General features: G+C 33.8%; 9 protein-coding genes. All 9 read right to left on the minus strand.

The features are described 5' to 3' along the window. Complete coding sequence (locus JF259_RS12890) at positions 1–1,245, minus strand: efflux RND transporter periplasmic adaptor subunit (protein WP_199115749.1); 1,245 nt, start codon at positions 1,243–1,245, stop codon at positions 1–3. 347 nt (positions 1,246–1,592) lie between these two features. Continuing rightward, positions 1,593–2,444, minus strand: coding sequence for a DUF4249 domain-containing protein (locus JF259_RS12895; protein ID WP_199115750.1), 852 nt, complete (start codon positions 2,442–2,444; stop codon positions 1,593–1,595). Positions 2,445–2,737: 293 nt separating this feature from the next. Then, positions 2,738–5,107, minus strand: a complete 2,370-nt coding sequence (locus tag JF259_RS12900; RefSeq protein ID WP_199115751.1) for a TonB-dependent receptor — start codon at positions 5,105–5,107, stop codon at positions 2,738–2,740. 163 nt (positions 5,108–5,270) lie between these two features. Continuing rightward, positions 5,271–7,478: an NADP-dependent isocitrate dehydrogenase gene (locus tag JF259_RS12905; RefSeq protein WP_199115752.1), complete on the minus strand. Its 2,208-nt coding sequence runs from the start codon at positions 7,476–7,478 to the stop codon at positions 5,271–5,273. 825 nt (positions 7,479–8,303) lie between these two features. Further along, the gene (gene rplS / locus JF259_RS12910; RefSeq protein ID WP_199115753.1) at positions 8,304–8,654 is read right to left on the minus strand and encodes a 50S ribosomal protein L19; all 351 of its coding nucleotides are present in this window, start codon (positions 8,652–8,654) and stop codon (positions 8,304–8,306) included. Positions 8,655–9,162: 508 nt separating this feature from the next. Further along, positions 9,163–9,840, minus strand: coding sequence for a tRNA (guanosine(37)-N1)-methyltransferase TrmD (trmD, locus tag JF259_RS12915; protein ID WP_199115754.1), 678 nt, complete (start codon positions 9,838–9,840; stop codon positions 9,163–9,165). A gap of 221 nt (positions 9,841–10,061) precedes the next feature. Further along, entirely contained in the window at positions 10,062–10,682 is a 621-nt protein-coding gene (locus JF259_RS12920) for a tRNA (guanine-N1)-methyltransferase (protein ID WP_199115755.1), read from the minus strand. A gap of 143 nt (positions 10,683–10,825) precedes the next feature. Then, positions 10,826–12,274: a glyceraldehyde-3-phosphate dehydrogenase gene (locus JF259_RS12925; RefSeq protein ID WP_199115756.1), complete on the minus strand. Its 1,449-nt coding sequence runs from the start codon at positions 12,272–12,274 to the stop codon at positions 10,826–10,828. 147 nt (positions 12,275–12,421) lie between these two features. Next, positions 12,422–13,834: a trypsin-like peptidase domain-containing protein gene (locus JF259_RS12930; protein ID WP_199115757.1), complete on the minus strand. Its 1,413-nt coding sequence runs from the start codon at positions 13,832–13,834 to the stop codon at positions 12,422–12,424. Positions 13,835–14,061 lie beyond the last annotated feature (227 nt).

Here is a 14,061-nt window from a genome sequence, read left to right on the forward strand (position 1 = left end):
TTATTGTAATGGTTTTATATTTTTATCATCTAAACCATCTGGTTTATTTAGATAGACTACATCATTCTCTTTTAACCCTTTTTTTATAATTACAACTTCGTTGTTAGACAAACCTAATTCCACTTGCTGTTTTTCAATCGATAAGCCGGACTTAACATAAGCATAGCTTATAGAATCTTTCGAAAATACGGCCTCCAAGGGCATCATGAGTACATCATCTTCCTGGTATGTTAAAATTCTATTGGATGTTGTCATTCCTGGCCTGATGTTGTCATTGGTTTCATTTAATTTGATTAGGACTTGAAACAGTTTAATATCTGAACCCTGTTTCTTTTCACCTACGTTGGCAACTTCGGTTACCGTTCCATCTATTTCTATATCCGGAAAGGCATCAAATCCTACTTTTACCTTTAAGTCTTTTTTTAATTTTCTAACATCGACCTCATTGCTATAAGTCTTGGACTCCATTTTTGAAAGATCTGGTAAACTGGCGATGGCAGGATCCCAATATCCTATGTCGGCGCCTACTTTTCGTTTAGCTCCATTCCATTCTTTAATATAAGTGACCATACCATTGTCGTCTGAGAAAACCGTGAATTCTTTTTGAAGATCCATGAGATCTGCTATCTGTTTTTTGATTTTAGCAACTTCAGTCCCAACTTCAACCATTTTAGCATCTGCTTGCCTCTTTTTTATGGAGTAATCTGCCTTTTTTTCTTTTAAATTCCGTTCGGTTTTTTCAATATTAATTTCTAGCGAACGTATAGTAGCAGGAGGTTCATATTTAGAACGTTCTAATTCCAGTTTGTCTTCTTCAATTTTAAATTGCAGATCTTTTATGCCATTGCGTTCTTGTTTGAGTGTTAGTGTGGTGTCTAACTCCTGCTGTGTGTATTTGGATTGTGCTTTGTCAAGATTCAATTGAGCATCAAGAATTTTTCCGTTAAGTTCTGAGGCATCAATTCTACCAACATAATCTCCTTTTTTTACAATGGTTCCTTCAGGAACTAAATCTTGAATTTTAAATCGATAAATGCCAAATCGATTTGTATTTGAAGGACCTTTTAGTTTTTTTAGACTTGTCGATTGGGCTTCACCTGAAATGACGACTTCGTCTAGGAAAGAGCCTTTAGTTACTTTAGAAGTGAGAGAAGTGTTTTCGTCATTAGTACTACTGTAAAATGAATAAGTAGCAATAAGGGTTATAGCAATTAACCCTAAATAGATAAGCTTTTTTTTGTTCATAATTTTTGATTGATGATGTTTAAAAAAAATAAAAGTAACTAGTATTTAGTTCTGTAAAAGTTAACTTTTTTATAAAATTCTTACAATTAATATTTTATTAACGTTTAAAAAACAAAAAACTGATTTATTAAATAATCTTTTGATTGTAATAAAAACCTATCAATTATTGTGCCGATATGAAATTTCATCCAAATGAAAATTATTTTCTGTCAACTTATGATTGGAATTTTGATGTAATAATACGTATTTACTACTAGTTTTGTAATTCATATTTAGGAATGGCTATAATAATAGAAATGAAAGGGGAGAGACTTAGGATACTAAACCTGAATTATAAGGAAAAGAACTTACTCAACTATGTATTGAAAGGAGGCTACTTCTGAAGCTCTAAAATAGCCTAGCGGATAATTATCTGGATTTGTAATGTTTACGCAATTACCTCTTACCGATGCTGGTTGTGTTTCAAAAGGATCGCCCGATTCGTCATCACTTTGTTGGAGTAAAATATTCATAAAATTGTAGAACCGTTTTGATATGCCAAAGTTTCTAATAATAAGTTCGTTACCAGTATTTAAGTCTTCACTAGAATGAAAGGCAAAAATTTCGTTGCCATCGTTAAATTCATCATCATAAACTTCTAAGCTTAATATTTCGGTATCAGTATTTATAAATTCAAAAAAGTAATAATTTTCAATATCCTTGGGGTCTTTGTAGTAAGCTTTTATTTCCGTTTCTTCGCCGGAAAAACCGCCATTATTTTTTTGCTCTACATAATCTATATCGCTTACGGGAATAAGTGTTTCGGCACCTGTATATAGCTCATCCTTATATATAATGTTAAGGTTGTAAGTACCATTAATGACTGCTATAAAATTGTTGGTTCTGTAAATACCTGTATTATCTTCTTCTGTAAAAATAAAGGTGTTATTGTTGGAATCCGTAACTGTTACAATGGCTCCGGTAGCGGGTGGTACCGTGTTATCAAAATAAGGTGCACTAAGTGTTAACTGAATGTATTGTGCTGTTCCATCCGAGCCTTTAAACCAGTTTAAGGAGGCGTTTATTACCAGTTTAGGCTTAGATTTAGGTACTTCTACCTTAATGACATCTTCACATGAAATAGAAAGAAAACTAAGTGCCAGTATGTACACAAAGTTTTTTGTGAAGCTGTTCTTAAAATTGGTTGATATTCGTTTCATTCGTTTAAATTTTAGTAATTATTTTGACTATATGTTAATTATAAAATTAGGAACGAATGTAAGCTCTCGTTGCACTCGCTCTCACATTAAAAATTTTAAACATTACTTTTTGTGAAGAAATTTTTAAAATTTGTTAATATTCGTTTCATCTGTTAATATTTATTGTTTTTCAGTGGTCAGATGCGATGCCTAAATTATGATATGATCACGTGTTTTTATTTTGAAAATAGGAGTTCGTGAATCTTCGATTTCGGTTGGGTTTGCAACTTTTTGTTAATGGGCATTTCATAAACTTAAAACTTAAAATTATAAGATATTGAAGGCACAATACCGAAAATAGAAAGTCGAATGGCTTCATTCAATCTTGTATCGTTATTTTGCCTAAATGCTATTGACGCTGCATTTCTTCTATTGTAAATATTATAGATGCTAAATACCCAATAACTTTGCCAGCCACTTAACTTATTAGGTTTTGGTGTATAGGTTGCGGCAATGTCTAAGCGATTGTATGCAGGCAATCTGTCTGTGTTTCTCCCATTAAAGTTAGGTACGTTAATACCATTGTATTCATACTGTCCATTTGGGTAGGTTGTTGGCTGACCGGTTTGAAATATAAAATTAGCATTTATTTTCAATTTCTTGTTCCATTGGTAGCTGCCTGTAAATGATAGGTCGTGGGTTTTGTCATAAGGCGTTTTATACCATTTTCCATTATTTATACCCAGTTCGGTTACTGATCTGCCTTTTGTTTGTTGTTCTGAATTAGATAGGGTATAGGCAAGCCATCCATTAAAAACACCTTTATTTTTTTTGAGGAGTAATTCTAAGCCATATGCTTTTGCTTTTCCATTTAAAATAACCTGTTCAATGGCATTATTTGCAATTAAATTTGCACCATCAATATAATCAATTCTATTTTTTACGGTTTTGTAAAAACTTTCAATTTCTAATGAATACCGGTTGTTATTTAAGTTTTTAAAGTATCCAACAGCAAATTGATTCAGCAATTGGGGTTTCGTATACTTGCCACTGGGAGTCCAAACATCAAGAGGCGTGGGAGAACTGGTATTTGACAGTAAATGTAAATACTGACTTATTTTATTGTAGCTTAATTTTATAGAGTTGTTTTCATTTAATTGGTAAGCTAATGCCAGACGCGGTTCTAAATTATGAAATCTGGCTATTATATTACTACGTTTGTATGTCTCACTTCCGGTTGGTTCGGCAGATTCATAAATCTTTAGATCATTATTGAATAAAACAGGTTGGTTATTTTTATAGGTGCTAAGTTCGTTCTGTCCTAATCTAAAGAACGAACTGAACCTTAGTCCATATGATAGTGCTATTGCATTTGAAACTTTATGATTTACATCTAAATAGATTGCATTTTCAAAAGCATATTTATCTGTTAGTTTAAAAGGGTTAATGCCAGATGTCTCTGTAGTTGGTACTATATTGCCTGGATTGAATTTGTAATAAATACTGTTCAGACCATATTCCAGTTTTAATTTGTTGCTTAAATAGTGTTTAAAATCGTATTTTAAGTTAAAGTTTTTAATACCAGAGTTCCAATCGAATTCAACAAAATTAAGTTTTAGGCCGTAATAGTAATCGGAGTAGATTAATGAAAGATTAGAAAAGAGTTTATCATTGAACAAATGGTTCCATCTAAAATTTAATACACTGTTACCATACGTATTATCGAAGTTGTCTGCAATTCTAAACACATCACGCCCAAAATATCCTGAGAGGTATATATTATTATTTCTGTTCAACTTATAACTTAACTTGGTGTTTAAATCATAAAAATATGCAATGTTGTCAATATCGAATAGAGGAAGAAACAAATGTGCATAAGATGATCTACCGCCAAACAAAAATGAACCTTTATCTTTTTTTAAAGGTCCCTCGACCAGAAGCCTACTGGATACGAGTCCTATGCCACCATTAAAATGAAGGGCTTTGCTGTTGCCTTCCTTTTGATAGATATCTAAAACCGAAGACACGCGACCACCATACCGTGCAGGGATACCCCCTTTAAAAAGCTTGAGATCTTTTATGGCATCTGGGTTAAAAACCGAAAAGAAGCCAAACAAATGTGAAGCGTTATATATTGTAGCTTCATCTAAAAGAATTAGGTTTTGGTCTGCAGCACCGCCCCGAACATTGAAGCCAGATGAACCTTCACCAGCGTTCGTTACGCCAGGAAGTAATGTAATGGCTTTTATAATATCGGATTCCCCAAGTACCACCGGTATTTCTTTAATGGTTCCAGAAGTAATACGGTTTACGCTCATTTGTGGCGATTTTACGTCGAGCTTTTCACTATTACTTGTTATAACAATTTCGTCGAGGCTTTCTAGTATATCAGTGAGGCTGTAATTTTTTGATATATTTTTTGACAGTATTAAGGTGTCAATTTTCTTATTAAAGCCTAGGTAGCTTATTTCTACTATATAATTGTTTTTTGGTAAAGTAATAGAAAAGAAGCCATATTCGTTGGTTGTAGTACCTGTTTTTAAATCGGGGAATAAAATGTTAACACCAATTAGAGTTTCATTACTTTTTTCTTCAAATACGGTTCCGCTAAAGGTGAATTTTTCTTGAGCATTTGTAATATTGAGGAAAAGAATAAAGAATAGCCAGAATATTTTATGGTGCATTATTTAGCATTTTGTGTAAAAATAAAAAAAGCTCCTTTAAAGGAGCTTTTTAGTAGTATTAAATTTTTTACTCGATAATAGAGATTTAAATGCTTCGAGGCTTGCCTCGAAATCAAAAAAAATAATTTCTTATAAATGCCTCGTGAGTTTGTACCGAGGCAGTTTACAAAATACTGTTAAGGGTTTTGCTTGGTCTCATGGCATTATTAGCTAAAGTCTCATTAGGCTCGTAATAACCACCAAGGTCTACAGGAGATCCTTGTATTTCGTTTAATTCGTTAACGATCGCTTCTTCGTTATCTGTTAGTTTTTTAGCAATAGGAGCAAACTCTTTTTTTAGGGCTTCATCTATTGTTTGATTCGCTAATTCCTGTGCCCAGTACATTGCTAAATAGAAGTGGCTCCCCCTGTTGTCTAGTTCCTTAACTTTACGAGAAGGATTCTTTTTGTTTTCCAATAGTTTTCCAGTAGCTTCATCTAAAGTTTCGCTTAAAACTTTAGCTCTGGCATTATTATTAACTTCGCCATAATGTTCCAAAGAAACGGCTAAGGCTAAAAATTCACCTAGCGAATCCCATCGTAAGTGGTTTTCTTCTGTAAATTGCTGAACATGTTTAGGTGCAGAACCTCCAGCACCTGTTTCAAACAATCCGCCACCGTTCATTAAAGGAACAATAGACAGCATCTTCGCACTGGTTCCAACTTCCAAAATAGGGAATAAGTCGGTTAAGTAATCTCTTAATACGTTACCTGAAACAGAAATCGTGTCTTTACCCTCTTTAAGTCTTTTGCAAGTAAAGATGGTAGCTTCTACTGGAGATAAAATTCTTAAATCCAGCCCGCTAGTATCGTGATCTTTTAAGTAAGTATTTACTTTTTTGATTAATTCAGCATCGTGGGCTCTGTTTTCATTTAGCCAAAACACAGCTGGTGTTTGAGATGCTCTAGCTCGTGTTACTGCTAATTTTACCCAGTCTTGGATAGGGGCATCTTTAACTTGGCACATTCTCCAGATGTCTCCTGCTTCAACATTATGTTCTATAAGAATATTTCCAGTAGCATCTACAACACGAACCGTTCCATTGGAAGCTATTTCAAATGTTTTATCATGCGAACCGTACTCTTCAGCCTTTTGCGCCATTAATCCAACATTAGGCACTGTTCCCATAGTAGTAGGATCGAATGCACCATGCTCTTTACAAAAATCGATAGTAGCTGTATAAATACCAGCATAACTACTATCCGGAATTACCGCTTTAGTGTCTTGTGCTTTTCCATTTGCATTCCACATCTGACCAGAATTACGGATCATTGCAGGCATAGAAGCATCAATGATAATATCACTCGGAACGTGTAAATTAGTGATTCCCTTATCGCTGTTTACCATCGCTAAGTCAGGGCCGCTTTCGAAAGCAGTATCAATATCAGCTAAAATTTCATCTCTTTTTTCTTGTGGTAATTCGTCTAGTTTTTCAATCAAATTACCAAAACCATTGTTAACATCGACACCTATCTCTTCTAATATTGCTCCATGCTTGGTGAAGACATCTTTAAAAAATACACGAACAGCATGCCCAAAAATAATAGGGTCGCTAACCTTCATCATGGTTGCTTTCATATGTAGTGAAAACAATACACCCTTTGCTTTTGCATCAGCTACTTGCTCTTCTAAAAAGCTTAACAATGCTTTTTTACTTAAAACGGTAGCATCGATAATTTCTCCTTGTAATAGAGCTAAGTTGTCTTTTAAGACGGTAGTAGCTCCGTTAGTGTCTACATGTTCTATAGAGACAGTTGTAGCTTCTTGTATGGTAACCGATTTTTCATTGTGGGCAAAATCGCCAGAAGTCATTGTTGCAACATGCGATTTTGATTCACTTGACCAAGCTCCCATAGAATGTGGATTCTTTTTCGCGTAGTTTTTAACGGCTTTGGGAGCACGTCTGTCCGAGTTCCCTTCACGAAGTACGGGATTTACGGCGCTACCTTTGATTTTATCGTAACGTGACTTGATATCTTTCTCTGAATCATTTACAGGTTCATCTGGATAATTAGGGATGCCAAAACCTTGCGATTGCAATTCTTTAATAGCTGCTTTTAATTGCGGAATTGAAGCACTAATATTGGGTAATTTAATAATATTAGCTTCTGGCTTTTTGGCCAATTCGCCAAGAATGGCCAAATCGTCAGGAACACGTTGGTCTTCATTTAAAAAATCAGGAAAAGCAGAAAGTATTCTTGCGGCTAATGAAATATCTTTTGTTTCAATATCGATTCCTGAAGATTTTACAAAAGTTTTTACTATAGGTAAAAATGAACGGGTAGCCAGAGCTGGCGCTTCATCGGTTTTGGTATAAATAATTTTAGACATTCGTGTCGATTTTTTATGATTATAACAACAGCAAATAAGAATAATATTTAGTGTTGTTTTTTTCGCGTTGCGAATATACAAAAATTGACTTTTATAAATAGCTTAATATTTTATGAAGTGTGTTTAAGGGATGTGGATTTAATAGAATAAAAAAAAAGACAATCACATCTAAGGAATTGATAAAAAACACCCTTGTTTTATATAAATACAAAAGCCATATCACTGCAGATAATAATCTACTCTGACATGGCTTTCTTTGAAATAACATAACATGATCTAATTAGCATAACCACTAAATCGATTTAAATCCAATTTAAATCTTTTCAATTCAAGTGCTGTTATCTCAAGAGAAACATTTTAATTCGTAATTTTCAAAATGTATCGACCTATTACTAAAATGTTTCTGTAATTGTTTTTCTTGATACTTATGGTTCCTTCCTTTAGGTTTTCCTTAAGTATTGCTTATATTACATAACATGCACTTTCGATTCTGTTATTTTTTAAGCTTTCAATTATACTAGTTGCCACCTATTATTAAAATATGTGGGACTTTTTATAATATCATGGTTTTTTTGTAAGAACATATTTTAATATGATACAAAAAAAACCTCAAAAAACAATTTATATAAAGAACGTTACTTTACCTAAAAGTTTTCTATTCATTTGAATGTTAGGCTAATATAAGATAATTTTATGAGAAAAACAACTTTTTTTGGTGTTTAAATATCAACAGGTTATAAGGTGCGTTTATTAACTTTTGTTAATAAAAAAAGCCTTGATAATTTATCAAGGCTCTCAATAATGTGCTTGTACAGCAATACATTATTAGCGTCTTCTTTCTTTAATTCTGGCTTTTTTACCAGTTAGGCCTCTAAAGTAGTAGATACGAGCTCTACGTACTTTTCCACGCTTGTTAACTTCTATTTTTTGTAATGCAGGTAAGTTAACTGGGAAAATACGCTCTACGCCAATTGATCCTGACATTTTTCTAATTGTAAAAGTTTCTGAAGTTCCAGAACCTTTACGTTGAATAACAACACCTCTAAAAAACTGAGTACGTGTTTTGTTACCTTCTTTAATTTCGTAGTAAACGGTAATAGTGTCTCCAGCTGAAAATTCTGGAAAGTCCTTTCTTGTTACAAATTCGTCTTGAACAAATTTTACTAAAGATTCCATATCTTTATTATTTAATTATATTGATTCAGAACAACGTTCACGATTTTCGTCAGAGGTTAATCCGAAATTGGGTGCAAAGATAATTAATAATTGATAAAGCACAATTAATAATCATTTTTTTTACAAGCTTTAGAGACTGTTTAAATTCCACCTTTTGGTTTTGTTATGCCCCTTTTTTCACCACTTTTCGTTATGAAAATCCTCATTTAGCGCTGCTAAACTCCGGTTTTAAAGCCTTAATTGGCAAAAAAATGACCTATAACAAATTTCAAAAACGAATTTTAAACAGTCTCTTGTTATTTGGTTAAAAGTGAAAAACTAGAAGTTGAAAGGTTAGGGATGTATAGGTTTTGGAGAGGTTTGTTGTGTTTATCCATAACTGAGGGTAGCGAAGTGTCTGCTGTTGGGCAGGAAGAATCTTTTGGTTATCAAAGAGATTTCACTTTTACTTCATAATGCTCAGTGTAGCGGGTCAGGAATGACAGAACACCATTTTATGCATAATTTATCAATCTTTTAATAAATCTGGGCGTCTTTCCTTGGTACGCCTATAAGCTTGGTCTTCTCGCCATTTTTCAATTTCTGGTAAATTACCGCTAAATAGTAGTTCTGGAACTTTCCAGCCTTTATAATCACGAGGCTTTGTGTAAATAGGGGGAGCTAATAAATTATCTTGGAACGAATCGGTTAGGGCAGAGGTTTCATTGCCTAATACACCAGGTATTAAGCGGATTACCGCATCACAAAGCACAGCTGCCGCCAGTTCACCTCCAGATAATACAAAATCACCAATGGATATTTCGCGCGTAATCAAATGATCTCTAACGCGTTGGTCTACACCTTTATAGTGGCCACAAAGAATAATAATGTTTTCTTTTAACGATATTTGATTTGCAATGCCTTGCTTTAAGGTTTCGCCATCAGGTGTCATATAAATCACTTCATCGTAATGACGTTGCGATTTTAATTGGGATATGCACTTATCAATTGGTGCTACCATCATGACCATACCAGCACCTCCTCCAAATTGATAATCGTCAACCGATTTGTAATTATCAGTAGTGTAATCTCGCAAATTATGAAAGTGAACCTCTACCAAATTGGATTCTATCGCTCTTTTTAGAATAGAGGCTTCAAAAGGACTTTTGAGTAGTTCTGGGAGTACGGTTATGATATCTATGCGCATGGTGGTATTTTAATAAAGTGCAAAGATGCAAAGAATAGAATGAATAATGAAAGTCTACATTTAAAATAATAGACAAGCTTTATGATTAAAAAAAACCTGCAAGTTTAGCTTACAGATTTCTAAGTTTTGATATGTTTATTCAATAATAGAGTATTAGAGATTAGCCTTGTGTTTAAAAGGGTATCTTATTATACCCCTTATGGTTTTTCCAAAATAGTTTGCTAAACGCCCTTTTGCTTATTTATTTCATCTTGAAGTTGGCGCCTTACTTTTTGTTCGCGCTCTAAAGCTGTTTTGCGGTGCTCTTCAAACTCTTCTTCTATTTCTGATAATGAGCGCTTAGCGGCTTTAGTGATTGCATTACTGTTTTTAAATTTGTAAATAAAGAAAAGCAAGAAAGCTAATAAACCAGCAATAATCGCCCACATAAGTATGTTGTAATTGGTTTTGCTCATTTGTAAACCAAACAAAGCCATATTGTTTTTTTCATTGTTGGTTTTTTCCAGATCGCTTTCAGTGTTTGAAAGTTTTGATTTTAAATCGGCAATTTCTTTGGCCTGAGTTTTAACATTAAGTTGCGTGTCCGCTAAATCTTTACGTATGGCTTTAAGGGAATCCAATGTATGTTCTTTTAATTGGGTAAGCCAATGGTATTCTACATTTTTGTACACCTTACCGTTGCCTTTGTAAGTGTATGACTTTTGAATAACATAATCAAATTGATTATCTATCGTGCCACTGTTAAGAGAGAGTTTCTCTTTAGGTGTATCGTTTTGAGCAAAATTATGTGTCGTACAAAAAAAGGTTAAGGTAAAAACAAAAAGATAGTTGACAAATTTCATTTATAATTGGTTTAAAGTAGGTTGAATTCAGATTACGAAGTTAAAAAATATTGTTTACGAAATAGGTTTAATTAACAAAAAGCCTCACTTTATGTGAGGCTGGTTTATATACGTACAAAAAAAATAATTGGATGTTTTTTTATTTAATAATATGTATACCGTCTTACTTTGGCAATATATTTTGCTAATCTTATTACTTGATGGCTGTAGCCATATTCATTGTCGTACCATATGTATAAAACAATATTTTTTCCATCTTTACGAACAATAGTGGCCTTACTGTCGTAGATAGATGGGGCAGAGCTACCAATTATATCGCTTGAAACAAGTTCATCACTTAATTCATATTTTATTTGTTCTACAAGATCTCCTTCCAGAGCATATTTTTTCAAGATTGTATTAACACCATCAAATGATGTTTTGCTTTCCAACTCTAAATTTAAAATGGCTAGAGAACCATTCGGCACAGGAACACGAATGGCGTTGGATGTTAGCTTACCTTCTAAGCTGGGTAAGGCTTTAGCTACTGCGTTACCAGCTCCTGTTTCGGTAATAACCATGTTCAATCCGGCTGCACGACCACGACGGTATTTAGTATGGAAATTGTCAACTAAGTTTTGGTCATTAGTATAAGCGTGAATGGTTTCCAGGTGTCCGTGCTTTATTCCGAATGAATCGTCAATTGCTTTTAAAACAGGTGTGATGGCATTGGTTGTACAGGATGCTGCGGAGAAAATATCAATTTTATTAGGATCGTTATCGAAATGATTAACGCCATACACAATGTTTGGGATGCCTTTGCCGGGAGCGGTTAGCAATACCTTATCTACACCATTGGATTTTAAATGCCTGCTAAGCGCTTCCTTATCTCTAAAAGCTCCTGTATTGTCAATAACGAGGGCTTTGTTAATGCCGTATTTTGTGTAATCGACTTCCTCAGGAGCATTAGCAGAAATAATATTAACTGTAGTACCATTTATAGTTAAGGCTTTGCTTTTTGCGTCTATACTAACTGTTCCTGGAAAATAGCCATGAACGGAATCGTTGCGTAATAAAGCAGCTCGTTTTTCAAGTGTTTTAGCATCAACAGGCCCTCGCGTAACAATAGCTCTTAAGCGAAGCTGATTCCCTTTTCCTGTACGCATCATAAGTTCTCGTGCCACCAATCTACCAATCCTACCAAAACCATAAAGTACAACATCTTTAGGTGTGATAACTTTATTTTTATTGGCACCTTTAAGTTTTGCAGCAACAAAGTTTGTGGCATTACTATACTTATCTTCTTCTAGATGAAATTCGTAGGTGAGTTTCCCAATGTCTAATTTGGCAGGGGGAATGTCGAGGGTTTTAATGGCTTGGGCTATTTCTACTGAGTCAAAAATAGAAATGGGTTTTTGGACAAATTTACCGGCATATTCATGTAAGTTTAAAATCTGACTTACGTTTCTGTCAATCAATTGGTTGCGAAAAAGTACAAGCTCAATGGATTTGTCGTACCAAAGGTCGCTTATAATTTTGATAAATTCAACACTAGCTCTACGGCGGTCCGCTTGAAAAGCCAGTTCTTTTTCATAAGTCTTGTTAAAACTCATTGCTTTAGTTATTTAGAGTGTTGTTATAAATTTTCGGCAAAAATACTATATTTCAAACGTTTTCGTAGCGTATTGGCATAAAAAAATAAATCCCTCAAAAACTTGAAATTTTTGAAGGATTTAATTATTCGTAATGTTTGTAGTCTGTTACCTAAAGATAACTTCTTTTCTTTGGTTTCGTGTATTTATATATTCTAGCCTCGTGATATTCTCCAAAATGTCATCTCCATATTTGTCTTTTAGTTTGGCTATGTCTTGAATGGATTCAATTTTTACATCATTAATACCTGTTATAATATAGCCTTCTGAAATGCCTAAGTTGGAGGACAACCATTTGTTTTTGGAACTTTTAACTCTTACTCCATAATCTATATCATAGGCCTTTTTTAAAGATCCCGATAAATCCTGTAGTTCCATGTCCATAAACTCGACAGAAAGAATTTCTATACTGCTAATGGTTACAGGGATATTCTTTGTTCTGTTGTCCCTTAGGAGCTCTACATTAACCACATCGTTTGGACGCTTTGTGTTAATGTAACCTTTTAAATCCTCAAACTTGGAAATTTCAATATTATCCAATTTTTTAATGATATCTCCACTTTTAATACCAGCTTTATCAGCTCCAGAATTAGGAGTAACTTCAGAAACATAAACACCTTCAATATCGTTAACACCTAATTTCTCAGCTTCTTTAGTGTTTTTATTTAAAATACTAACGCCAAGAATACCGTTTTGAACATTGCCATATTCTATAATATCTTCAATTACTTTTTTGGCAATGTTACTAGGTACGGCAAACGAGTAACCAATATAAGATCCAGTTTGTGATGTGATGGCCGTATTAATACCGATAAGCTCTCCTTTAGTATTAACAAGCGCTCCTCCTGAATTCCCAGGGTTAACAGCTGCATCTGTTTGTATAAACGACTGCTCTCTTTGTCCTGTCAAATCTCTGGATTTAGCACTAATGATACCGGCTGTAACAGTGGAGGTTAGGTTAAATGGATTCCCAACAGCTAAAACCCATTCACCAATTTTAGTTAGATCGGAATCTCCAAATGTTATATATGGAAGGTTCTCTTCTTTACTTTCAATTTTTAAAAGAGCAATATCTGTTTTAGGGTCGGAACCTATAATCTTGGCATCATAAGTTTTGTTGTTGTTAAGTGTAACCGATAATTCTTGTGAGTTATCTATAACGTGATTATTAGTAACTATATAGCCGTCTGGAGATACAATAACCCCAGAACCTGTTCCGAGTTGTGCTTGTTGTGGGCGTCTTCCATAGAACAAATCTTGAAGTGTCATTTGTCTAGAGCTGATGGTTAGATTTTTAACATGAACAACAGCGTGTACTGCATTTTCAGCTGCCACCGTAAAATCCGTCACTTGGTCGTTGGTTGTGAAAGGATTTATATTACTGGTTGGAAGAAATGTTGTGGGTGTATTAGTTGCTGTTACAACAGACTTGTTTTCGGGTTCTAAGAACAGTTTATAAGCACCTAGTGTTGTGATACCCCCTAAAACTGAAACGAATACTAATAATAAGATCTTTTTCATTTGTTTAAAATTTTTGATTAATTAAATGTGACAAAAATTTTTGCACTTTCGGTAATTATCGAGAACAGTCATAAAATTTTTGCTGTTACTCTTTTTTAAAATTTAAGTTAAACGCTATTTAAATAATAACGATTAAAATTAAATATTTATTGAATCCATAATTTAGCTTTAACGATTTTTAACGTAAACTTTAACGATGATTTAACAACACAAAAAAACAGTTTAAT

It is taken from the genome of Snuella sedimenti, from assembly GCF_016428595.1.
Classification (GTDB): Bacteria; Bacteroidota; Bacteroidia; order Flavobacteriales; family Flavobacteriaceae; genus Snuella; species Snuella sedimenti.

Bases quoted from the DNA above. Each gene is read 5' to 3' on its own strand.
- JF259_RS12925 (WP_199115756.1), bottom strand. From the start codon at position 12,274: ATGAGTTTTAACAAGACTTATGAAAAAGAACTGGCTTTTCAAGCGGAC.
- JF259_RS12890 (WP_199115749.1), bottom strand. From the start codon at position 1,245: ATGAACAAAAAAAAGCTTATCTATTTAGGGTTAATTGCTATAACCCTT.
- JF259_RS12920 (WP_199115755.1), bottom strand. From the start codon at position 10,682: ATGAAATTTGTCAACTATCTTTTTGTTTTTACCTTAACCTTTTTTTGT.
- rplS (WP_199115753.1), bottom strand. From the start codon at position 8,654: ATGGAATCTTTAGTAAAATTTGTTCAAGACGAATTTGTAACAAGAAAG.
- JF259_RS12900 (WP_199115751.1), bottom strand. From the start codon at position 5,107: ATGCACCATAAAATATTCTGGCTATTCTTTATTCTTTTCCTCAATATT.
- JF259_RS12895 (WP_199115750.1), bottom strand. From the start codon at position 2,444: ATGAAACGAATATCAACCAATTTTAAGAACAGCTTCACAAAAAACTTT.
- JF259_RS12930 (WP_199115757.1), bottom strand. From the start codon at position 13,834: ATGAAAAAGATCTTATTATTAGTATTCGTTTCAGTTTTAGGGGGTATC.
- trmD (WP_199115754.1), bottom strand. From the start codon at position 9,840: ATGCGCATAGATATCATAACCGTACTCCCAGAACTACTCAAAAGTCCT.
- JF259_RS12905 (WP_199115752.1), bottom strand. From the start codon at position 7,478: ATGTCTAAAATTATTTATACCAAAACCGATGAAGCGCCAGCTCTGGCT.